The 21,669-nt window shown below is 72.4% G+C and carries 17 protein-coding genes; 11 read left to right on the top strand and 6 right to left on the bottom strand.

From position 1 onward, the window contains the following. Positions 1–13: 13 nt before the first annotated feature. The 5 genes from XM48_RS12555 (at position 14) to XM48_RS12535 (ending at position 4,359) form a co-directional block, all read left to right on the top strand. The gene (locus XM48_RS12555; protein WP_046456172.1) at positions 14–2,002 is read left to right on the top strand and encodes a hypothetical protein; all 1,989 of its coding nucleotides are present in this window, start codon (positions 14–16) and stop codon (positions 2,000–2,002) included. A gap of 96 nt (positions 2,003–2,098) precedes the next feature. Next, on the top strand, positions 2,099–2,755 hold the full coding sequence (locus tag XM48_RS12550; RefSeq protein WP_046456171.1) for a phosphatase PAP2 family protein: 657 nt from the start codon (positions 2,099–2,101) through the stop codon (positions 2,753–2,755). After that, positions 2,752–3,042, top strand: coding sequence for a glutaredoxin domain-containing protein (locus tag XM48_RS12545; protein ID WP_046456170.1), 291 nt, complete (start codon positions 2,752–2,754; stop codon positions 3,040–3,042). The genes XM48_RS12550 and XM48_RS12545 overlap by 4 nt, the downstream gene beginning before the upstream one ends. Further along, on the top strand, positions 3,039–3,899 hold the full coding sequence (locus tag XM48_RS12540) for a spermidine synthase (RefSeq protein WP_046456169.1): 861 nt from the start codon (positions 3,039–3,041) through the stop codon (positions 3,897–3,899). The genes XM48_RS12545 and XM48_RS12540 overlap by 4 nt, the downstream gene beginning before the upstream one ends. Beyond that, positions 3,892–4,359 (top strand): SprT-like domain-containing protein, encoded by a 468-nt coding sequence (locus XM48_RS12535; RefSeq protein ID WP_046456168.1) that lies wholly within the window; start codon positions 3,892–3,894, stop codon positions 4,357–4,359. Before XM48_RS12540 ends, XM48_RS12535 begins: the two co-directional genes overlap by 8 nt. Positions 4,360–4,405: 46 nt before the next feature. Here the strand turns inward: XM48_RS12535 and XM48_RS12530 are convergent, their stop codons facing one another. Continuing rightward, a complete protein-coding gene (locus XM48_RS12530) occupies positions 4,406–4,984 on the bottom strand; it encodes a DUF4916 domain-containing protein (RefSeq protein WP_046456167.1) in 579 nt (192 codons plus the stop codon). A 95-nt stretch (positions 4,985–5,079) separates the two neighbouring features. Between XM48_RS12530 and XM48_RS12525 the strand changes: the two genes are divergently transcribed. From XM48_RS12525 to XM48_RS12510, 4 genes are read left to right on the top strand one after another with little or no spacing between them, the layout of a single operon-like run. Beyond that, complete coding sequence (locus XM48_RS12525) at positions 5,080–5,850, top strand: alpha/beta hydrolase (RefSeq protein WP_046456166.1); 771 nt, start codon at positions 5,080–5,082, stop codon at positions 5,848–5,850. Next, positions 5,847–6,566 carry a GntR family transcriptional regulator gene (locus XM48_RS12520; protein ID WP_046456165.1) on the top strand — a complete coding sequence of 240 codons (720 nt, stop codon included), beginning with the start codon at positions 5,847–5,849 and terminating at the stop codon, positions 6,564–6,566. Before XM48_RS12525 ends, XM48_RS12520 begins: the two co-directional genes overlap by 4 nt. Further along, positions 6,563–7,171 (top strand): DinB family protein, encoded by a 609-nt coding sequence (locus tag XM48_RS12515; protein ID WP_046456164.1) that lies wholly within the window; start codon positions 6,563–6,565, stop codon positions 7,169–7,171. Before XM48_RS12520 ends, XM48_RS12515 begins: the two co-directional genes overlap by 4 nt. Beyond that, positions 7,168–7,992, top strand: a complete 825-nt coding sequence (locus XM48_RS12510) for a carbon-nitrogen family hydrolase (protein WP_046456163.1) — start codon at positions 7,168–7,170, stop codon at positions 7,990–7,992. Before XM48_RS12515 ends, XM48_RS12510 begins: the two co-directional genes overlap by 4 nt. Here the strand turns inward: XM48_RS12510 and XM48_RS12505 are convergent. Continuing rightward, a complete protein-coding gene (locus XM48_RS12505; RefSeq protein ID WP_046456162.1) occupies positions 7,989–10,898 on the bottom strand; it encodes an aminotransferase in 2,910 nt (969 codons plus the stop codon). The genes XM48_RS12510 and XM48_RS12505 overlap by 4 nt on opposite strands. Before the next feature lie 111 nt (positions 10,899–11,009). Between XM48_RS12505 and XM48_RS12500 the strand changes: the two genes are divergently transcribed. Next, entirely contained in the window at positions 11,010–11,483 is a 474-nt protein-coding gene (locus tag XM48_RS12500) for an Lrp/AsnC family transcriptional regulator (RefSeq protein ID WP_046456161.1), read from the top strand. Between the two features lie 101 nt (positions 11,484–11,584). On the opposite strand, the gene XM48_RS12495 is transcribed toward XM48_RS12500, so the two are convergent. The 3 genes from XM48_RS12495 to XM48_RS12485 all read right to left on the bottom strand — a co-directional run bounded on the left by XM48_RS12495 (position 11,585) and on the right by XM48_RS12485 (position 17,773). Beyond that, complete coding sequence (locus XM48_RS12495; RefSeq protein WP_046456160.1) at positions 11,585–12,562, bottom strand: class C sortase; 978 nt, start codon at positions 12,560–12,562, stop codon at positions 11,585–11,587. 137 nt (positions 12,563–12,699) lie between these two features. After that, positions 12,700–14,256 carry a SpaH/EbpB family LPXTG-anchored major pilin gene (locus tag XM48_RS12490; protein ID WP_052961497.1) on the bottom strand — a complete coding sequence of 519 codons (1,557 nt, stop codon included), beginning with the start codon at positions 14,254–14,256 and terminating at the stop codon, positions 12,700–12,702. Between the two features lie 76 nt (positions 14,257–14,332). Beyond that, positions 14,333–17,773: a prealbumin-like fold domain-containing protein gene (locus XM48_RS12485; RefSeq protein ID WP_046456159.1), complete on the bottom strand. Its 3,441-nt coding sequence runs from the start codon at positions 17,771–17,773 to the stop codon at positions 14,333–14,335. Positions 17,774–18,377: 604 nt separating this feature from the next. Here XM48_RS12485 and XM48_RS12475 point away from each other — a divergent pair. Further along, positions 18,378–19,574 (top strand): sigma-70 family RNA polymerase sigma factor, encoded by a 1,197-nt coding sequence (locus XM48_RS12475; RefSeq protein WP_046456157.1) that lies wholly within the window; start codon positions 18,378–18,380, stop codon positions 19,572–19,574. On the opposite strand, the gene XM48_RS12470 is transcribed toward XM48_RS12475, so the two are convergent. Further along, positions 19,575–21,590, bottom strand: coding sequence for a hypothetical protein (locus tag XM48_RS12470; RefSeq protein ID WP_046456156.1), 2,016 nt, complete (start codon positions 21,588–21,590; stop codon positions 19,575–19,577). It abuts the gene before it with no gap. Positions 21,591–21,669: the final 79 nt, after the last annotated feature.

Below are 21,669 nucleotides of genomic sequence, written 5' to 3'. Positions count from 1 at the left end.
GAAAGGAACTCCGTTGGCCAAGGACATCGACCACGAACTCCGCACCCTCCGACGTCTCCCCTACGGCGTCGCCCGCACCTCGGCCACCGAGGCCCTGGTCCGCCGACTCGAGACCGACGGCCCCGAGCGCCAGCTGCCCCAGGCTCTGCTCGACCTCGTCGAGGCCTACACCTTCGCGAACCTGGGCAAGCAGGGTTTCGTCGCCTTCGCCCGTACGCTCCGCCTCTGGGACTCCCGCCCCGAACTGTTCGACGAGGCCGACGAGCGCAACCTGTTCTGGGAGTTCAAGTGGATCGCGGGCGACCTGCCCGACTACCCCGAGATCACGGCCGAGCAGGCCGACGCGTTCCTCGCCGATATGGCCCACCGCTTCGCGGTCGCGGGCAAGGGCGGATCCTCGGTCCGCATGTCGCGCTTCCGCTGGGCCTGGCACACCGGCAGCGCCGACATGGAGCGAGCGCGCATCGACTGGATCACGGGCGACCGCGACGAGCTCGAGGACTGCGCGACCTGCACCGTGGGCCAGCAGACCGACTACTTCACCGAGCTCGGCCGCTACGAGGAGGCCGTGGCGATCGGTCGGACCTCGACCGGCACCTGCAATCTCGAGCCCACCCGCACCATGCACGCGCTGGCCCTCGCAGCGCTGCGCGCGGGCGACGCCGAGCTCGCCACCCGCAGCTACCGCAGGGCGGTCGCCACGTACTCGAGCGCCGAGGGCAGCGATTTCGCCCCCGCCCACGGTCAGGCATTCGAGCTCCTCGCCATCGGCGGCGCGCTCGATCGGGCGCTGCAGCAGCTGCGCACCGACACGGGCCGCCTGCTGCTCGATGCATCCACCCCGCTCTTCCGGCTCCGGTTCCTGCTCGGGGTCCTCTCGGGGCTCTCCGCGAACCTCGACCGGAGCGAGCTGCCCACGGGTCTCAGCACCCCCGCCGCCCCGACCCTCGGTGAGCTCCACACGTGGGTGCGTGCCGAGACCGAGGCGCTCGCGGCGCAGTTCGACCGCCGCAACGGCACCGGCTACTACGCCGACCAGGTCGCCCGGGCCCTCGCCAGCCGGCGCGCGGAGCACGAGCTGCTGCTCGGCCGCCTCGGCGACCCCTCTCCTGAGGCATCCGACGGGGACTCCGACGCTCCGTCCGATGCCACGACCGAGGTCGACGGCGATGCCGGGGATCCGACCCGGCCGGACACCGACGACCTGCCGGCCGATGCCCGCCCGGAGCCCGCGAACGCCGACGAAGCGTACGCCCGCGCCGAGACCCAGGCCGGCATGCGCGCGTACCTGACCGCGTCCGACGACTACGCCCTCGCGGCGGCGCTCGCGCAAGCCGAGGGCCGGCTCGAGTTCGCCGGGATCTGCTGGGCCGAGGCGGCGAAGGCCGCGGAGCTCGCCGGCGATGCGAGCGCGGCGCACGAGCGCTACGCCGCCGCGATCCCCCGTCTGGAAGCCGCCGGCTCCGAGGACGGGCTGATCGCGCAGGTGCTCGTCGGCTGGGCCCCCGTCGCGGCGCAGGTGGCGGACTGCGCCGAGCTCGTCGCGCGCCTGCGCGCGGCTCTGGCCCGCACCGAGGAGCACGTCCCCGAGCCCGCGTTGACCGAGGAGCTCACCGAGAGCCGCCGGATCGAGCACCTGCTGACCCTGGCCACGCTGCGCGACACTCTCGCGCGGAGCCTCGGCGCCACGGGATCCGCGACCCGGGCGGATGCGCCCGAGCACGCGGAGGCGGTCTCGGCCGCGCAGCGCGCCGGCGAGGAGTTCGCCCAGGCCGGCCGGATCTCGGACGCCGCGCACGCGTTCTGGCTGGCGGGGCGCCTGCAGCGCTCCGCGGGCGACACCACGGGCGCCGTCTGGTCGCTGGAGTCGGCCTTCGAAGGCTTCGCGGTCGCGCGCCTGACGAACGAGCGGGCCCACGCCGCCGGCGAGCTCATCGAGGTGCTGCGCGAGACCGGGCAGAGCGATCGTGCCGACGCGGTGATCGCCGAGCTCGGAGCGTAGCCGGCCGACTGCCGGCCGCAGGCCACGGGCCACCGGGCCAACCGGCTCTGCGCCGCCGCCCAGGATCCGCCGCTCCGGCGTCGTTAGGGTGTGGGGATGATCGAGGCACGGAGCCCGCGAGCGCGGGGCATCAGCGGCAGCGCGATCGCGTGCGCCTGGCTCGCCATCGCGGTGGTCATCGCCTTCGGCGTGTACCTACTGGTCAGCGGGGGCGACCCCACGCCCGTCGACACGGCCTGGCACGATGCGATCGGGGCTGAGCGCGGCAGCTTCGCCGCGGTCCTCGCGACCGACCTCGCCGGCATCGGCGGCTGGATCGGAGTCGTCACCTGCGGACTCATCGCCTGCGCCGGGCTCTTCGCCGCGCGCCGGCCGCGCGATGCGGGGATCCTGATCACCGCGCTCGTGGTCGGCGTCGCCGCCTCCGAGCTGCTGAAGCTCCTGATCGGACGCCAGCGTCCCGCCGACATGCTGATCCACGCGGCCGGATCCTCGTACCCGTCGGGCCACTCCCTCTCGGCGGCGACCCTGGCGGTCGCCGTCGCGATCGTCCTGGCGCGCACCGCGCCGCCGACGATCGCGAAGCTGCTCTTCGCGGCAGCGGCGTTCTGGGTCCTGCTCATGATGTGGAGCCGCACCGCCCTGCACGTGCACTGGCTCACGGACACCATCGGCGGTGCGCTGCTCGGCACCGCCGTCGCGATCCTGTCGGCAGCCGCCTGGCAACGGCGGGAGCGTAGGATCGACGCATGAGCGATTCCACCGCATCCGCTTCCGCAGCACCGCAGATCCGCGTCTTCGGCGCCGACTGGTGCGGCGATTGCCGACGCGCCAAGCGCGTACTGAACGACCTCGAGGTGCCGTTCGAGTGGGTCGACCTGGTCGAGGATCCGGCCGCCGCCGACGTTGCGCGCGACATCAGCGGACGCACGAACATCCCGGTCGTGACGTTCCCCGACGGCACCCACCAGGTCGAGCCGAGCGACGGGGACCTGCGCTCCAAGCTCGCCGAGCTCGGCCTCACCGCACGCACCGCGTGAGCGAGCAGCCCGCACGGTCCCGGATCCTGTCCTCCGGGCTCGTGGCCGAGATCGAGGACGACCGCTTCGTGCCCGGCGCCGTGCAGCTCGTGGTCGACGGCACTCCGCAGTCGCACGTGAACCTCGACGACCCGTCGGACCTGTTCTTCGAGTACATCCGCCGCATCGGCCACGTCATCGACCTGTTCCGCCCGAGCGGCGCCCCCATCTCGGCGCTGCACCTCGGGGGCGGCGCCTTCACCCTGCCGCGCTACGTCGAGGCCACCCGCCCCGGCAGCCGGCAGCAGGTCATCGAGATCGAGGACGCGCTCGTCGATCTGGTGCGCGAGCACGCGCCGCTGCCGAAGCGAGCGAGCATCCGCGTACGTCGCGGCGACGCCCGCGCGGTGCTCGCGAAGCTCCCCGCCGGGATGCAGGGGGCGATGGACCTCGTGATCGTCGACATCTTCGCGGGCGCCCGCACGCCCGCGCACGTGTCCAGCCTCGAGTTCTACGATCTCGTCCGCCCGCTGCTCGCCCCCGACGGACTCGTGGTGCTCAACGCCGCGGACGGCACCGGCCTGCCCTTCGTCCGCGGTCAGGCGGCAACGCTCGCCGCCCGCTTCGCGAACGTGGCCGCCGTGGCCGAGCCCCAGGTGCTGAAAGGCCGACGGTTCGGCAACGTCGTGCTGATCGCGTCGAACGGCGACGTGAGCGAGCTGGACTGGCTGCCGCGCCTGCTGGCCGGCGGGCCGCACCCGGCGCGCATGCTGGAGGGCGCCGAGCTCTCGGAGCTCATCCGGGGCACCTCGCCCGTGACCGATGCGACGGCGGTGGACTCCCCCGCTCCCGCGCGCGAGCTGTTCGGCCGTGGCTGACCTCGAGCGCGTCCGCGTGTGGGCCGATGCGCTCATCCGCATGCACCTGGATCCCCGGGCCTGGAGCTTCGGCTTCGACCACGCCCGGCGCCGAGCGGGCCTGTGCGACTACACGAACCGGCGCATCACCGTGTCGAGGCATCTCGCGGCGAAGTTCGACGACGACGAGATCCACCAGGTGCTGCTGCACGAGGTGGCGCACGCGATGGCCGGCCCCTCGGCCGGCCACGGCCCGAAGTGGCGGGCGGTCGCGGCGGGGATCGGCTACGTCGGCGGACGGACGCACGACGGCGAGATCGCGCACGAGCTGGCGCCGTGGGTGGGCACCTGCCCCGCCGGGCACGAGCACTTCCGCTTCCGCAAGCCGACCCGGGTGTCGTCCTGCGCGCGTTGCGCTCGGGGGTTCCGCCCGGAGCACACGATCAGCTGGCGGCGGCGCGAGGACGCCCAGCGGGGCTGACCGTCGCCCAGCGGGGCCGCGACCGCCCGTCGCCGAGGCCGCCGACTCAACACCCGACGGTGGCGAGCACCTGCCGGAGCAGGCGGCCGCGCCCGCCGACCAGCTCGGCGAGCGTCTCGGGCGCGAGCGCTTCCTCCGGCGACATCCAGGTCACCTCGAGCGCGTCCTGACGCGGTGTGCAGCTGCCCGTCACCGGCACCACGTAGACGAGCGACACCGCGTGCTGGCGCTCGTCGACGTAGGGTGTGAGACCGGGCAGCGGGAAGTACTCGGCCACCTGCGCGGGCACCGGGGCCGCCGGGATCAGCGGAAAGGCCATGTGGCCGAGGTCGTTCTCGAGGTGCCGGAACAGCGCGTCCCGCAGCGCCTCGTCCTTCCGAACCCGACCCGAGACGAGCGCCCGGGTCATGCCGCCGTCGGCGGTGCCGCGCAGCAGCAGACCGACCTCGGTGACCCGCCCGACGCCGTCGACCCGCACGGGAACCGCTTCGACGTAGACGAGCGGCACCCGGCCGCGCACGAACGAGAGCTCGTCGTCGCTGAGCCATCCGCTGCCGTCCGGGCCGAACTGCGGACGGTCCTCGGGGTCCTGCGGTTCCGGCAGCTCGGCGGTGTCGATGCTCATGCGGCCCATTCTGCCCGACTCCGCTCGGGAACGCGCCGCGCCGGGAGGAATCGGCGCACCGCGGCGCCCAGGCGGTTTCGAACTACGCTGGACCCATGGCAGAGCTGCAAATCGACCCGGCCCGCGTTCGATGGGCCGTCGACGGTGCACCGGCGTCCGAGGCGGAGGCGCTCGCCGCACTGGCCGACCGCCCACTGCTCGTGCTCATGCACGGCTACGGATCCTTCGAGGGCGATCTGATCGAGCTCGCCCCGTTCCTGCCGTCGGCCGTCTGCGCTTCGCCGCGCGCACCGCTGGTCGCCCCCGCGCCGGTCGAGAACGGCTACGCCTGGTTCCCGCTGTCGTTCGGCGCGCAGGGCCTCGCGCACGATCCGACGCCCGACCGGTTCGAAGGCACGGCGCCCCACGCCGCGGCCGTCGCCGCACTCGCCTGGATCGACGGCGTCGTCGAGCGCGCGCTCGAGGCCGGGGCCGAGCGCCGCCCGTCCGTCGCGCTGCTCGGGTTCTCGCAGGGCGGAGCGATGGTGACCTCGCTGCTGCGACTGCGCCCCGGAGGTTTCGCCGCGGGTGCGATCTGCTCGGGCTTCGTCCCCGCCGGCGCCTACGACGGGGATCGGGAGCTCGCCGCCGCGCGCCCGCCGGTCTTCTGGGGCCGCGACGTGGAGGACCCCGTGATCGACGCCGCCCGCATCGCGCGCACCGCCGAGTGGCTGCCCGAGCGCACGTCGCTGGTCTACCGGGAGTACACCGGGATCCTGCACGGCATCGGTCGCGACGAGCTCGACGACATCGCCGCGTTCCTCCGACCGCTCCTCGCGGACGAGCGCGCTTCCGCGGCGGGCGCCGACGGAGCGGATCAGCGATGAGCGCGGATCCCCAGGCCGGTCCCCGCGACAAGACCAGGCGGGTCTACGACCATGTGATGGAGCGGATCGTGGCGGGCGACTTCGCCGCGGGCGACCCGATCCACATCGGCACGCTCGCGGGCGAGACGGGCGTCAGCCTGATCCCGGTCCGCGAGGCGCTGCGCCGCCTGGAGTCCGAGGGGCTCGTCGAGTTCGAGTTCCACCGCGGCGCCCGGGTCGCCGAGCTCGGCGCCGAGGGGTACCGCGATGTGATGCAGACGCAGGCCGTGCTCGAGGGGCTCGCGGTATCGCTCTCGGCGCCGCTGCTGACCGCGGAGGACCTCGACCGGGCTCGGGAGCTCAACGCGCTGATGGACGCGGCGCACGAGCGCGGCGACTTCCACGCCTACAACGAGGCCAGCCTCGAGTTCCACGGCCTCCTGCAGTCGCGCTGCCCCAACCATTACCTGCGCGACACGCTGCAGCGCGGGCAGCTGCGGGTGGCGGCCATGCGGGCCTCGGTGGTCGGGTACCGCGGGGAGATCAGCGAGCGGCTCTCGCACGAGCACACCGAACTGGTCGACCGGATCGCCGCGGGCGCGCCCGCCGACGAGATCGAGGCGCTCATGCGCGCGCACCGCACGGGCACGCTCGCGCACGACTCCGCCGGGATCGCGGAGCGCGCAGCGAGCGCGGATTCCGCGGTGTCGGAGGTCGACTCTAGGCTGAGGGCATGACCGTATCCGAGAAGGACCTGCTCCGCGCGAAGCTCGACGAGGTGCGCGGCGCGCTGCTCTGGAAGCTCGACGGGCTGGGCGAGTACGAGCTGCGTCGTCCGATGACCCCGACGGGCACCAACCTGCTCGGGCTCGTGAAGCACACGGCGAGCGTCGAGCTCGACTACTTCGGCCGGGTCTTCGGCCGTCCTTCGGGCATCGCGCTCCCCTGGCTCGCCGACGACGCCGAGCCGAACGCCGACATGTGGGCGACCCCCGACCAGACGAGCGCCGAGATCATCGCGCTGTCCCGCGCGGCGGCCGAACGCACCGCCGCCACCGTCGACGCGCTCGACCTCGACGCCGAGGGCACGGTGCCCTGGTGGACCCGCAACCCGGTCACGCTCCGGCAGATCTTGGTCCACGTGACCGCCGAGTACGCCCGCCATGCAGGCCACGCCGACATCGTGCGCGAGCTCGTCGACGGCTCGGCGGGCATGCGCCCGGGCGCGACGAACCTGCCCGCGGTGGACGACGAGTGGCTGACCGACTACCGGCAGCGACTCGAGGCCGCGGCGCACGAGGCGGCCCGGCGCAGCGACGCCCGCGTGAGGATCGACGCATGACCCGCGTGCTGCTCGCGCAGGTGGCGAGCCCCGACGATGAATCGCAGCCGGACCGCATCGCGCGCGTCGAGCAGCTGCTGCTGCGCGAGGCCCCGGGCGCCGATCTCGTCGTGCTCCCCGAGCTGTGGAGCGCCGGCTACTTCTCGTTCGACGCGTACGCCGATCGCGCCGAGCCGCTCGACGGCCCGACGGTGGCCATGGGCCGCCGCGTCGCCCGCGCCACGGGGGCCGCCGTGCACCTCGGCAGCATCGTCGAACGCGACGGCAGCGGCCGGCTGTTCAACACCGCCGTGCTGCTCGACCGCGACGGGCGCATCACGCAGACCTACCGCAAGATCCACGTCTTCGGCTACCGCTCGCTCGAGGCCGAGCTGCTGACCCCGGGCGACCGTCTAAGCGTCACGAGCAGCCCCGTCGGCGCGCTCGCCAGCACCACCTGCTACGACCTGCGATTCCCCGGGCTCTGGCAGCAGATCAGCTCCCGCGGCGCCGAGAGCGTCGTGGTGCCGGCGGCCTGGCCCGCCGCGCGGCGCGAGCACTGGCAGCTGTTCACCCGCGCCCGCGCGGTCGAGCACCAGCTGTTCGTCATCGCGGTCAACGCGTGCGGCACGCAGCGCGGCGTCGAGCTCGGCGGCAGCAGCCGGGTGGTCGATCCGTCGGGGCTCGTGCTCGCCGAGTGCGGCGCCGGCGAGCAGCTGCTCGCCGTCGACCTCGATCCGGCCCGCGTCGCCGAGGTGCGCGCGGAGTTCCCCGTCATCGCCGACCGGCTCGTCGACTATGCGGGTCTCTCCGCAGACGCGGGGGCCGAGCCCGAGGCCTAGCCCTCCAGCTCGCCCAGCACGGCGTCGAGCGCGGCGACGAACACGTCGGCCTCGGCGATCGTGAGGGTCATGGGCGGCTTCACCTTGAGCACGTTCTGCCGCTCGGAGGTCGCCTGCATGATGATCCCGTGGTCGAGCAGCCGCTCGCAGATGCGAGCGGTCTCCTCCTGCGCGGGCTCCAGGGTCTCGCGGTCGCGCACCAGCTCGACGCCGAGGTAGAGCCCGCTGCCGTGCACCCTGCCGATCAGGCTGCGACGGGCGGCCAGTTCCTCGATCCGCGCGCGCAGGTGCGCGCCGACGATCGCCGCGTTCCGCTGGAGCCCCTCGTCGCGGATCACGTCGAGCACCGCGGACGCGGCGATCGCACTCGCGGGGGCTCCCGCCGCGGACGAGAAGAACATGCCCTCGTCGCGCAGCGCGTCGACGATCTCGCGTCGGGCGATCACCGCTCCCACCGGGTAGGCGTTGCCCGCGGCCTTCGCGACCGCGATGATGTCGGGGACCGCGCCCTGCAGCTCGGATCCCCAGAAGGCGCCGCCCAGGCGACCGTAGCCGACCTGCACCTCGTCGGCGATCGCGAGCCCGCCGTTCGCCCGGATCGCGTCGTATGCGGCCGCGAGGTACCCCTCGGGCGGCATCACGCCCCCGGCGTTGCCGAGCACCGGTTCGCAGATGAATGCCGCGGCCGGCCGGCCCTCGTCGCCGAGGCGGGCGGCGACCCGGCCCACCTGCGCGGCATAGGCGGCGCCCGCACCCGCGCCCCGGTGCGGGCCGCGGTAGTCGTTCGGCGCGTCCACGAGGTGGACCCACTCGGGGCGGGAGGCGAGCGCCGACGGGTTGTCGAAGGCCGAGGTGCTGACGGCGTCCGCGGCCATGGTCCAGCCGTGGTACCCCTCGCGGGCCGCGATGAGGTCGCGCCGGCCGGTGGCCGCCTGAGCGAGGCGGATCGCGAGATCGACCGCCTCGGAACCGCTGTTGACGGGGATCACCGTGTCGAGCGAGGGATCCGGCGCGTGCGCGAGCAGCTTCTCGGCGAAGTCCGCGTAGGCCTCGTAGAGGAACCGGGAATTCGTGTTGAGCAGGTGCAGCTGCCGACCGACCGCGTCCGCGAGCCGCGGGTGCGAGTGCCCGATCGCGGTCACGTTGTTGACCAGGTCGAGGTACGCGCGACCGCGCGTGTCGATGAGCAGGGTGTTCCAGCCGCGTTCGAACCGGGGCGGGTCGAGGTAGTACCGCTCCGCGGCCCCGCCCATGGCGTGCTCGCGGCGGCGCTGCTCATCGCGCAGCTCGCGGGTGGGGTCCGGCACGGCGACGAGCCCCAGCAGCGCCGAGGGATCGGCGGCGCCCTCCGGCGCGTACTCGTCGAGCGCGCCCGCGAAGAGCGGAGCCGGAGCCGCATCGAGCATGCGGCGCGCGACCACGAGCCGGCCGAGGCCCGGGGCGTACGCTCCGACGCGTCCGAGCTCCGCCCCAGCGCGGACCTCACCGGAGGACGGGGACACCGCGGGGTCGATCCCCTCGATGCGCAGCACCACGCCGTCGGCGCGCAGCTCCGCGAACCCGGCCCCCGTCTCGATGCGCCCGGCGAACGGAGCGGTCACCGTCGCCCCGGGCCGGGTCCAGAGCTCCACGCAGCGGGAGCGGGTGTCGACGGGTTCGCGGACATCGGTCGAGACCCGGCTCAGGCGGGCCTCTCCGAAGCGCATGACGGCGACGGACGCGGTGCCGAGCGCCGCGCGGGCGAGCTCCTGCTCGACCCCGGCGTCGGTCCAGCGCCCGCGGTCGAGCGCCTCGCTGCGGATCCCGAGGTCGATGACCCGCGCGCGGTCGAGCCCGGGCACCAGATCCCGGTAGGCCAGGCCGGCCCGGTGGGTCAGTCCTGCGGCCAGCCGCAACTGCGCCTCGACCGGGTCGGGATCGAGCGCGGCGGCGCGTTCGAACACCCGCCACTCGTGCTCGAGGCGCTCGCGCGCGTACGCGTTGTCCGGATCGATGCGGATCTGGCTCCATCCGCTCACCGCGAGCACGGCGCCGCGGAGCGTGACGAGGGGCCAGAGCGCGGCGAGCTCCGCGTCGGTCAGCGGATCCTCGCACGTCGCGGCGAATCCGCTCACGGCGCGGGCCGCGGTCGCGAGGCTGCCCGTGCGTCCCAGCACATCGGCCACGAGCACGGCGAGCTCCGCGATGCGCCAGGAGCGGGCGGCGTCGCCCAGGTCGATGACCCACAGCGCTCCGGCGGCGTCGAGCATGATGTTGTCGCTCGTGAGATCCCCGTGGATCAGCTGGGCGCGCAGCAGCGGACGCACGGCATCGAGCCGCTGCAGCGCTTCGTCGACCGCGCGACGGCACGCGTCCCTTCGTTCCTCGGGCAGTTCTCCGATGAGCCGCTCGACCACCGCTGCCGCGTTGCCGAGCTCCCACTGGTGTCTGCGCCGCGCCGCGGGATGATCGACGGAGGCCAGCGCGTTCGCGACGCGCGCCGCCAGGGATCCGAGCTCCTCGGCGCGGGCCCCGTCGATCTCGTGGCGCTCGGCCAGCGCGACGCCCCGAACCGTCTCGTAGGCGAGGACGCGGGACTCGCCGCCCTCGCGGTCCGCGATCGCGAGGGAGCGCTGACCGGACGCGGCGGTGAGGATCCGCGGAGTGCGCACCCCGGCCTCGCGCAGCGCGTCGGAGACCCGGACCTGGAGCGAGACCTCGGCCTCGGTCACCGTGGGGTGGACGACCTTCAGCAGGATGCTCGCGTCGCCCGCCGGATCGCCGATCAGGAAGTTGCGGTCCTGCTGGCTGCCCAGTTCGCCGAGCGTACCCGTCGCACCGAATTCGGCCTCCGCGATGCGGGCGACCTCTGCGAGGTCCGGTTCCGGGCGCCGGAGCAGCCAGTCTTCACGCAACGCATCACCCATCGATCCCACTCCATCCAGTCTGGTCATTTTTCATTACCAAACAGAGCGTACCAGTAACTTTTCATCCTCGATACACTGGTCAGTGTTCGCCCGCGACTCCACGGAGGCCCCATGCACGACGCACCGCACGACACCCCGGACGTCCTCGACGACATCGATCGCGCCCTGCTGACCGCGCTGCAGGAGGACGGCCGACTCGGGTACGCGGAGCTCGGGCAGCTCGTCGGGCTCACCGCCGGGGGCGCCCGCAAGCGGGTCATGCGGCTCGAGGAACGCGGCACCCTGCAGATCGTCGGCGTCACGAATCCGCTCCGGCTCGGATACCGCAGCATGGCGATGGTCGGGGTCGTCGCCGACGGCGATCTCGAGGTCGTCGCCGAGGCGCTGAGCGAGATCGAGAACGTCATCTACGTCGTGCTGGCCGCGGGTCGCTACGACCTGCTCGTCGAGGTCATCGCCGAGGACCAGGAGGCGCTGTTCGAGCTCATCAATCGACGCATCCGCCCCACCCCCGGGGTCTCCCGCGCCGAGACCTTCACCTACTACGGCATCCGCACCCACCGCTTCGGCTGGGGCGCCCGCTAGCCCCTCCGCAGACGGAAAACCCCGGTGCCCGCCTTGCGGGCGGGCACCGGGGGCGGATCGGGACGGGCTGGTTCGGGGGACGAGGACTCGTCCCGATCCGACTACTCAGAGCGCTCGCGCGAGCGAATGTGACGCGTTTCGGCGCGCGATTTCGAGAGCGGTCTGCCGGCCCACCGCAGGTAGACGACCGCGAGCAGGATCGCACCGGTCATCGCCGGGATCCACCAGGGGAAATGCGGCACCGCGGAGGGCTTGCCCGCCGCCTCGACGTCCGCGGGCGGCGTCGGAGTGATCCGTTCGCCCGTGACGAGGATCCGGTGCGAGTTCACTCCGAGCGGGGTGCAGGTGATGAGCGTGACGAGGTCCTCGCCCGCGACCTGATGCAGCGTCTCGGTGTCCTCCGGCGCCACCACGGTGACGTCCTTCACACGGTAGGTGAGCACCTCGCCGAAGGTCTCGATCGTGAAGGTGTCGCCGGTCTTCACCCGATCCAGATTCGTGAACATCTCAGCGCTGGCGAGCCCCCGATGACCGGTGATCACCGAGCGCGTGCTCGACCCGCCGACCGGGAGCGACGTGCCCTCCAGGTGTCCGAGCCCGCGCAGCAGGGTGTCGTCATCGGTTCCGTGGAAGATCGGCAGGTCCAGGTCGATGGCCGGCACCCGCAGGCGGGCCATCATGCCGCTCGGGGTCACCAGCTGCGATCGGTACGGCCGCGCGCCGGAGTCCCGGGACTCCCCCGCACCGACCGGGGCGTTCGCGCCCGCCGGCAGCAGGACCCCGGACGACAGCGCCTCGTTGTAGGCCCGTGCGTTCTTGATCTGGGTCCGCCCGTCGGGCGACGCGTGCTCGACCTGCCGGTCGTAGAAGCCGATCAACGTGGACTGGTTGTATTGCGAGATCCAGGCCGCGGCGGTCGGGTACAGCAGGATCGCGACGCCGAGCACCCAGCAGGCGGCCGTGATCCAGGGGGCTGCGCCGAGCGGTCTGCGTCCGCGCCGCGCGCGCAGCTCGCGGCGCGTGACGGACGGCCCGGGGCGCGCCTCGGCGGTCTCGGCCGGGTGCAGCTCGTGATCCATGCGCGATGTCTCCGATCAGTTCGGGAGGTTCGGGGTCTGGGGGCGGGTCCCGGGGTTTCGGGAACGACCGCGGCCGGTCCGGCGCTCCCGCGAGGGTGCGCCGGACCGGCCGGGAGCCGCGTACGGCAGGCGGGAGGCTAGGCCCGCTGCTGCTTGCGGCGCGAGATCAGCACGGTGCCCGCGGCGACCGCGACGAGCGCGAGCCCGCCCGCGATCATGAGGACCTGGCCGGCCGCACCCGTGAGGGGCAGCTCGGGAACCTCCTGCTGCTTGTTCTCGATGTCGATCGCGGCGTTCGCGGTGGTGCCCGGCTTCACGACCACGTTCGTGAGCGCGTCCGCCCCGGTGGGCAGCACGAAGCCGGCGGGAGCCTTCACCTCGACGAGCTGGTAGCAGCGCGTGGCGAGCCCGATGGTCTCCTCACCCTTGTCGTTCACCGAATCGCTGCCGACCCACAGGCCGGGGATGTTCACGACGCCGTTCGCGCCGGAGGAAATCACCAGCTTCTTGCTCGTGTCGGCGGGATCCTTCACGTCCGCGAACACGGTGTCGGCAGTGCACTCGGCGGTGTCGCCCATGCGCACCTCGAACTCCGCGCCGGTCAGCCCCTTCTTCGAGGGATCGACCTTGGTGATCTGCGCCTGGCCCCAGCGGGTCTTGACCGTGTTGGTGGGGTTCTCGGGGTCCGGACCGCCGGGCTCGCCCGGCTTCGCGGGCGTGTAGTCCATGTCGTTCACGTTGACGAACGCGGTGTTCTCGATCTTGCCGTCACCGACCGAGGTGATGGTCGCGGCGAACTCGAAGCGCACCTTCGCCCCGGCGGAGAGCTTCGCGAGACCCGACGCGGTGAGCTGCACCTTGACGGTCTGCCCCGCGGATCCGGTGGTCGTGAAGTCCGCGGCGGCGAGCGCGACGCCGTCGACGAGCACCTTGACGGTGCCGACCTTCGGGCTCAGCCGGCCGTCGAGCGTGTCGGACAGGGTGAACTTCTGGTAGGTCTCGCCCGCGGCGATGCCGGGCACGATCTGCTCGACCGAGAACTGCACGTCAGAGCCGACGGCGGCGCTGCTGGGCGCCTGGCCGTCGATGCGCTTGACGGGCGGATTGCCCACGGTGTTCTTGGGGTACACGTTGACGTCGTAGACCCAGGCGCCCGTGCCGGTGCCCGAGTTGACCGACGGGGTCGGCACGGTGACGATGAACGGATCGGCCTTCTTCGCGGCGTTCGCCGGTGCCTTGACCTCGCGCACCAGGTAGGCGCCGAGTGCCAGGCGGCCGGAACTCGCGACGCCCGCGGCGTCGGTGTCGGGCAGCGCGGTGCAGTTCGACAGCGTGTAGCTCGCGAGCTGGGTGCCGCTCTGCGCGGCCAGCAGCTGCGCGTTCGACACGGCCTTGACCTGATTCCAGCCGGTGTTCCCGGCCGCGGTGAGGTCGATGCCGTCGACGTGGCAGACCTCGAAGCCGACGCCCGCGATGGGCTTCGTCTTCGGGGCGGAGCCCGTGCCGTCGGGGTTCATCGTCCCGTTCCCGGGGTTCTCGAACTTGTGGACGATGATCGAACCGGTCTTCGCCGTGTCGATGTTGTCGGCGAAGGCCGCGGTTCCTCCGACGAACAGGCCGGCGGCGCCGACGGCGAGCGCCGCGGTCGCGGCCAGACCGCGCGACAGGGCGCGCGATGCGGTGTGCTCAGACATGGAATGCCTTTCTTTTCATGGGTGTGCCGAGAATCGGCGTCCGGTTCTCCTCCTCGCGGAGAAGAGATCTGGGTGGTCAGTCGACGGCGAGGCGCCGTCTGCGGGTGGTGCGGATCACGAGGAACGCGGTGACCGCGATGAGCAGGCCTCCGCCGATCGAGAACACGAGGGTTCCGATCCCGCCGGTCAGCGGGAGCACGGGCACGTCGATCTGTCGGTTCTCGATCTGCCCGACCGCCACGGCGGTGGTGCCGGCGACGGTCACCTTCACGGGCGCGGTGAGCTTCGCGAATCCGGCCGGTGCGCGGGTCTCGATCAGGTGGTAGTCGCCCACCGGGACCTGGCGGAGCAGGAACTTCCCGGCCGCGGGATCGGCATCGGGGCCCAGGCATCCGGCAGCGCTCTGCTGCACGCAGTCGGTGACGTGGACGACGGTGCCGCCGGCGATCGGCGTGCCCGCCCCGTCGACGGGGACGAGGTCCCACTCCGATCCCGCCAGCCGCTGGTGCTGCGGGTCGACCTTCTCCCAGCTCACGTCGACGCCCGGCTTCACGTTCTTCACGTCGCCGATCCGGTAGATCCAGCCGGCGGCGTCGAGACCGCCCGGCCCGACCACGACGCGCACCGGGTCCGTGGGGAGCACGTAGCCCGCCGGGGCCTTCGTCTCGCGCAGGTCGTAGCTGCCCCACGGCACCCCGACGACGCGGAACTTGCCCGGCGCGGGATCCTGATCCGGCCCGGTGCAGGGCGCCTGGCCGCAGTCGACGATGGTCTTCGGCCAGGTGCCCGCAGGCGCGGGTGCGCCGGCGACGACGACCGGGGTCAGGGTCCATTCGGATCCGGCGAGGAGCTTGCTCGAATCGAGACCGTCGACCTTGTTCCAGGCCAGATCGGGCGCGAGCTGCAGGCCGACCTTCGGCGCCTCGTTCGGCAGCATGGGGATCCCGCTCGAGTTGCGGTTGCCCGCGATCGCCACATTGTTCCAGGCGATACCGGTCAGGTCGCCACCGCTTCCGGCGCGGGCCGGGAAGGTCGCGGTGTAGGCGTCGAGCGGCTTCCAGACGAGCGATCCGAAGTCGATCCGGATCCCGGTGACCTTCGCCCAGTCGGTGCCGATCGCCGCTGCGGCGACCCAGGTGTCGTCGCAGCCGGTCGGCGCCGAGCTCCGCGTCCCTCCGCCCGCGCCCGCGAGTTCGCCGCGGCACGGGTTCGGCGCGGTCGAGTAGAGCACCGTGGTCCCCGCGGGGAGGCCCGTCACCGGTCCGGTCATGAACACGTCGAACGCGGATCCTCGGACGTCCGCGCCGGGGCGCACGCCGTGGTCGCCGGTGCGGGGCAGGAGGTCGTAGACCACCACGTCGCGCATGTCGACGTTGCCGGTGTTCGAGACGGGGATCCGGTAGCTCGCGGCGCCCGCGCGATCGGTCGAACCGATCCCGGGCGACGGCACGTAGTCCGGGTCGTAGGCCCCCTTGACCTGCTTCTGCGATCCCATGCCGGGGCCCTCGACCACGGTGTAGGGCTTCTGCGTGCGGCACCCGGTGTCGGCCTCTGGCCCCTGCACGGCGTTGCTGAAGCTCAGGTCGCCCCAGCTCTTGACCGGGTCGGAGACCTTGGGGTCGGCGTACGCCCCGGGGTAGGAGCAGGTGAGATAGCCGGTCGCGGCCTCCTTCGCCTGCACGAGGCTGTAGTTCTGGTAGGTCGCCGCAGGAGTGCCCTCCTTGACGCGGACGTCGAAACCGACGGTCAGCTTCTCCTCCCGCCCCGTGGCGGGGTCCCAGATGAAGAGCCCGCTGCCGTCGGCGGCGTTCGGGAAGTCGACGACGATCTTCGTGCGCGTCTTGCCGCCGATCACGACCTCGCTGACCGTGACCCGCGGCGTCCCGAGCTTCGCGATCACCGCCGAGGCGGGGCGGTCGGGGTTGCCCTCCAGCCCCAGGTACACGGGGTTCGCGGGATCCTTCGGGTCGTAGACCAGGTTCTCGGGAAGGATGTCGGTGATGGTCGGCGTGAAGCGAGCAGCCCGCATGGTCGCGTCGTCGCCTCCGCCCCACGAGGAGCGCTGCGTCTGGATCTCGACGCGCAGCCGGTCGCCGGGCTGGGCGCTGGCCTGCGCCTGCTTCTGGGCGACGGTGGTCGCGGTGCTCGGGTTGTACACCCGCTTCTCGGAGTAGATCGAGACGGGGTCGCGCGCGATGCGGTTGTACCCGCAGCGCCCCTCCTGGTTCGAATCGACCAGGCGACCGTTGGTGGTCATGCTGCCGCCGTTCCACGTGATCGTGTTGTCGGCGGTGCAGTTCTCCACAGTGACCCACAGCGGGTGCTCGGAGGACGGTGTCACGCCGCGCACCGGAGTGGGCTGCGCTGTGCCGGTGGTCAGGAAGTGCGGCTGGTAGGTTCCGGCGGCCACCGCCGCGGAGTTGTCGATGGGGATGTCGCGGCTGATGCTGCCGAACAGCAGCAGCTTGCCCTTCGTCCCGCCCTTCATCGGGTTCTGGTCGAGCCAGAACTTCGTGATCCACTCACCGGCACCCATCGGGATCGGATCTCCCGCCGAGACGCCGTTGCAGAATCGGACCGTGCTGTCGCCCGCGGTGAACCCCTCGGGGATCGTGCAGACGCCCGTGCGCCCCTGGTTGGTGATCCAGTGCACCGTGAGTTCCGACATGGCGCCGTTCGCGCCGAATGAGATGTCGCGGTACGCCGGCTTCGCACAGGTCGTCGCGTTCGGATCGGACAGGGAGGTCCAGCCGCACGGCAGCACGTCGGTCATCGACCAGGACCCGACGGCGTTGCCGGTTCCGGTGACGCTGAAGCTGTGCAGGTAGCCGCGCACCCAGTCGCCCTGCGAGGAGTCCTCGCCCCGGGCCCACTGCCGCGAGGTGCTGTTCGACGCGGCGTAGGGGATCCCCTTCTGCACGGTGAACTTGCCGTCGGCGCCGATCCGCAGGTAGTGCTCCGCCTTCGCGCTGTCGGACAGCGTGGTGCCGGGCCGCAGCCAGGGCTGCGCCGTCGCGGACACGGTGTTCGTCTGCAGCAGGTGCTGGTTCGCCGCGTCCGTGAACGTGCTCGCGGGGAAGTTCACCGTGACGAGCAGATCCTTCGCGAAGGTGCTCGCATCGCACGAGGCGACACCGTTCGCATCCACCTTCGCCGAGTCGCCGAGGTTCCAGGTGACCGTGTGGTTCTGGGCGTTGTAGACGCCGTTCATCGTCGCGCTCTTGAACACGGTGCCCGGGGGCAGCTGATCCACGATCACGAGGTTCTTCATCGCCCACAGCCCGGGCGCCTTGCAGAACGAATCGTTGCCGTAGTAAAGGTGGCTCCCGCTCGCTGGGAACTGGCTCGGGTAGCCGGACTCGATCAGGTAGGTCACGTCGCCGTCGACGTAGGGATCCTCGGTGGGTGCGGACTTGGTCTTGCGGATCTTCAGTCCGAGCTCCGCTGTGATCGTGGCGGGCGCGGACGTGGCCGAGGCCGTTCCGAGGCTCGAGGTGAAGGTCGCCGAGGGCGTCACCGTCGTCCGTCACCCAGTTCTGCGACTTCAGCATGAAGGTGACGGTGCCCGCGTTCGAACCGGTCATGGTCGGCGGCAGGCTCCACACGATCTTGCGATTCGCGCCGGTCCCCTGCACGCTGACCGGGTAGCTCGTGCCGCCGATCGTCACCGCGGTGAAGCTCTCGACGCTCAGCGAGACCCCGTCGGGCTGGCCGTCGGGAACGGGCACCACGATCTGCCCGTTCGCGCAGGTCGGCGAGTTCGTGCTGCCGCACTCCCACTGCACCTCGAACGAGATGTTCTCGCCGGATTTCACCTGGGTGTCGAGCGGCCGGATGGCCACGGACATGTCGTTGCCCGCGGCCGACGCGGGCAGCGTCACCCCCATGAGCACAACGAGCGCCGCGGCTCCCGCCGCGACGAGCGCGCGCACGGGCCTGGCCGCGTCACGGAAACGCCACCGAGATCTCATTCTTCCTCCGCTGATCGAGTTCGACGTTCGGGAGGTCCCCTTCCGCAGCATTCGGCGCTGCGGTCGTCCCCCGCAGAGTCAGAGTCGGTTCCCGGGGAATGTGACGCGGTTGCGGAAAAGTTTTCGCTACACGCTGCTACGCTTCTGGGCATGCAGGCTCCGGACGAGGCGCACGGCCCCGGTCCGGGCCCGAACGAGGCGTCCGATTCCGAGCTCTGCGACCTGATCCGCGCCGGCAGCGCCTGGCCGATCGAGACGCTCTGGCGGCGACATCACGGGCTCGTGCTCGGCTGGGCCGTGCGCAAGGACCCCGCGGTCGCCGAGGACGCCGTCGCCGAGGCATTCGATGCCGTGTTCCAGGCGCTGCTCGCCGGGGGCGGCCCGCGGGAATCGTTCCGCGCCTACCTCTTCCGCACCGTGCAGACGCGTCTCGGGCAGCACTGGGAGTCACGCAAACGCGGCGCCCCGCTCGAGGATCTGCCACTCGAGGGAGCCTCGCTCGAACCGCACGATGACTCCCTCGAGTCCGCGGAGCAGCGGGCCGCGGCGGCAGCTGCGCTGCAGGATCTCCCTCCGCGCTGGCAGCAGATCGTACTCGCCGTCGACGTCGAGGGCCGATCCGTGCAGGAGGTCGCCGGCGAGCTGGAGCTCTCCCCGAACTCGGCCTCGGTGCTGCTCAAACGCGCCCGCGACGGCCTGCGCAAGGGCTGGGTCGAGCGCATGCACCCGACCCGGAACCTACCGGAGGACTGCGCGACGAGCGTGGGGCGGTTCAAGGATCTGCGCTGGGGCAAGAAGAACACCCGGCGCCGAGCGGAGGCTCAGGCCCACCTCGACGGCTGCGCGGACTGCCGCAGGCGGTGGGTGCTGTTCGGGGAGCAAGCGGGCGCGATCGGGCTCTCCCTCGCGGGGATCCTCGCGCTCACCCGCGACTGGCGCAGGCGCACCGCGACCGGGACCCTCGCGGCGCTCTCCGCCGCAGGCGTCGTGCTCGCCACCGCGGGCACGATCGGCGGCCTCGCGATGCCGGGTTCGATCCCGGCCGAGCCGCACGCACCCGCGTCGAGCACGAGCGACGTCGACCGGTCCGCGGGGGACGCCCCGGATCGGGCACCGGCCCCGGTGCGCGATGCGCATCGTGCCGGTCGCACCGCGTCCGGCACCGGGACCGGAGGCGGGCCCGAAAGCCGCATCCCCGAGTCCCCGCGGTCGCCGGAGCGCCCGCCGACCGTGCCCGGACCCGAACCTTCACCGGCCCCGACGCCGGGCACCGACCCGCCGGCGCTCTACTTCGGCGACTGGACCGGGTGGTGCGAGCGCTCGCAGACGTTCTCCGCGGACTGCTGATCAGGCTCGCGGACGCCGGCTTCCACGCCGGGCCGTGCCGACGATCCAGGCGCCCCCGAGCAGCAGGATCACCGCCGCCCAGACGGCCGTGCCCCGGCTCGCGGCATCGGATCCGGTCGCGCTGAGTTCGGCGGGCCGGCTCCCGTCTCCGGTGCCGCTCGCCCCCTCGACGGCGCCGGTCGCCGGCCCCGCCTCGATCGCCGTGCCGTCGGAACCTCGATCGCCGTCGCCGGCGGCCGCGGAACCCTCCGGCGTCGCCGTGCGCGGCGGAGCACCGCTCGCGGAGGCCCCGCCTGCGCGTGCGCCGCCGTCGGAGCCGCCCGTCGCGGATCCGACGGACCCGGCAGCCGTGCCCGTCCCGGCGGCGGTGCCCGAGCCGGCAGCGGCCCCGTGCCCCGTGCGGTCGTCGGGCATGATCACGAACGGCGGGGGCGGGTCGAGCGGGTCGATGTTGCCGACCGGCGCCGGTTGCGGACCGGACAGTCCCCCGGCGTTCGGGAGCACCCCGTGCCCGGAGAGATGCAGCGGCTTGCTCTGCACCCGTGTCTTCGCCCCGTCGACGTCCGCCGTGACCGTGGCCGAGACCTGGGCGATGCCGCCGATCATCAGGTCGTCGACGCGCCCCTCGAATCGGACCGTCCGCAGTTCGCCGGGTTGCAGCTCGCCCTCGAGGGTCTGAGCGTTCCAGGGCGCACCGTCGACCGACACCCGCACCCCCGTGAGCGCCGCGTCGCCGCGGTTGCGTACCAGCACGAACACCTGCACCGGCTTGTCGACGGTCACGAAGCCATCGCGAACAGCATCGACGACCCGCGCCTTCACGTCGGTGTCGAGCAGCACCGGATCCGGGCGGAACGCGGGGAAGGAGACCGGAGCCGATGCGGGCACCGGATCCGACTCGTTCCCCTGGACCGAGACCGTCCACTGCTGGGTGTACGCGGATCCGGAACTGATCATGCTGAGCGCGAAGTCGTGCTGCCGCTCCTCCCCCGGCTGCAGCGGACCGCCGACGCAGAGGAATCGTCCACCCGATTCGGCGCAGCCCTCGGGCATCTCGACTGCCCGGTTGTCGGGGCGCTCGGGACCGAAATCCAACTGGTAGCCCGACGAGACCGTGGTGCCCTCGTTGCGGACCACGGGGATCAGGTGCACCGGCTTGCGCCCGCCCGACCACTCGGCCATGAAGCGCACGCTCAGGTGCACGGGCGCCGCCGGGATCAGGGCCGCGTCCAGGTTGCTCGACGCCGGGCTATCGGCGTAGCCGACGAGCTCGGCCTTCGCGGGGTCATCCGTCGCCAGACGCAGCTGCACCGCGCCTCCGCTGTTCGCCAGGAAGCCGAGGTTGCCGTTCCCGTAGGTCCACGCTCCGCCGAACGATCCGCCGCCGAACCGGGTCCCGTCGACGCCGGGCACGGGGGCCTCCTGGAGCCGTCCGTCGAGCCCGAGCCGGGTGAGCACCGCTTGCCGATCCACGATGCGCAGGCCCCAGAAGTACCCCCGGCTCCAGGCGAAGTCGACCGGGACGAAGGAACCCGTCATCGGGATCGCGCCTTGCTCCCGGGTCGCGACATCGACCCAGGCCAGCTGCTTCGATCCCCGCGGGACGTAGTACATGCGATCCGGATGCTCGGAATCGGCGAAGGCCCCGACCACGCTGGCCGCGCCGAGCCGCATCACGGTCCGCGTCGTCCCGTCCCCGAGCACGCGAATCAGATCGCCGCTCGCGTCCTCGATCGCGTAGAGCGCACCGTCGGCCAGGTGCGCGGCGAGCGCGTTGTAGGAGCGGCCCGTCGGCGCGCCGACCGGGTCGAACGCGATCCCGCCGTCGCTCCGCTGGCTGCCCCGCATCAGCTGCGTCGGGGATCCGAGCGCCAGGTAGAGCCCCGGCTCGTGCGATTCCGGCGAATCGGCCTCGGCCGAACCCGCCGGCGCGATGAGCAGCGTCGCCACGATCAGCGCACCGCACGCGAGGGCCAGAACGGCCCGCGCGACGGCACGCACCCCCTTGAAGCGCATGCGCGTGTACCCCTGTTTCTCGCGGCGGGTTTCCCCCGAAACGACCGGCCGCGCATCACTTGCGCTACTGAGTGTTGCA

The sequence above is a fragment of the Leucobacter sp. Ag1 genome, from assembly GCF_000980875.1.
In the GTDB taxonomy this organism is placed as follows: domain Bacteria; phylum Actinomycetota; class Actinomycetes; order Actinomycetales; family Microbacteriaceae; genus Leucobacter; species Leucobacter iarius.
This window is presented reverse-complemented; position numbering and strand designations above follow the sequence as displayed.

Excerpts from the sequence above, each read along its gene's own strand:
- XM48_RS12550 (WP_046456171.1), top strand. The coding sequence starts at position 2,099 with ATGATCGAGGCACGGAGCCCGCGAGCGCGGGGCATCAGCGGCAGCGCG.
- XM48_RS12545 (WP_046456170.1), top strand. The coding sequence starts at position 2,752 with ATGAGCGATTCCACCGCATCCGCTTCCGCAGCACCGCAGATCCGCGTC.
- XM48_RS12530 (WP_046456167.1), bottom strand. The coding sequence starts at position 4,984 with ATGAGCATCGACACCGCCGAGCTGCCGGAACCGCAGGACCCCGAGGAC.
- XM48_RS12525 (WP_046456166.1), top strand. The coding sequence starts at position 5,080 with ATGGCAGAGCTGCAAATCGACCCGGCCCGCGTTCGATGGGCCGTCGAC.
- XM48_RS12520 (WP_046456165.1), top strand. The coding sequence starts at position 5,847 with ATGAGCGCGGATCCCCAGGCCGGTCCCCGCGACAAGACCAGGCGGGTC.
- XM48_RS12515 (WP_046456164.1), top strand. The coding sequence starts at position 6,563 with ATGACCGTATCCGAGAAGGACCTGCTCCGCGCGAAGCTCGACGAGGTG.
- XM48_RS12510 (WP_046456163.1), top strand. The coding sequence starts at position 7,168 with ATGACCCGCGTGCTGCTCGCGCAGGTGGCGAGCCCCGACGATGAATCG.
- XM48_RS12505 (WP_046456162.1), bottom strand. The coding sequence starts at position 10,898 with ATGGGTGATGCGTTGCGTGAAGACTGGCTGCTCCGGCGCCCGGAACCG.
- XM48_RS12500 (WP_046456161.1), top strand. The coding sequence starts at position 11,010 with ATGCACGACGCACCGCACGACACCCCGGACGTCCTCGACGACATCGAT.
- XM48_RS12495 (WP_046456160.1), bottom strand. The coding sequence starts at position 12,562 with ATGGATCACGAGCTGCACCCGGCCGAGACCGCCGAGGCGCGCCCCGGG.
- XM48_RS12490 (WP_052961497.1), bottom strand. The coding sequence starts at position 14,256 with ATGTCTGAGCACACCGCATCGCGCGCCCTGTCGCGCGGTCTGGCCGCG.
- XM48_RS12475 (WP_046456157.1), top strand. The coding sequence starts at position 18,378 with ATGCAGGCTCCGGACGAGGCGCACGGCCCCGGTCCGGGCCCGAACGAG.
- XM48_RS12470 (WP_046456156.1), bottom strand. The coding sequence starts at position 21,590 with ATGCGCTTCAAGGGGGTGCGTGCCGTCGCGCGGGCCGTTCTGGCCCTC.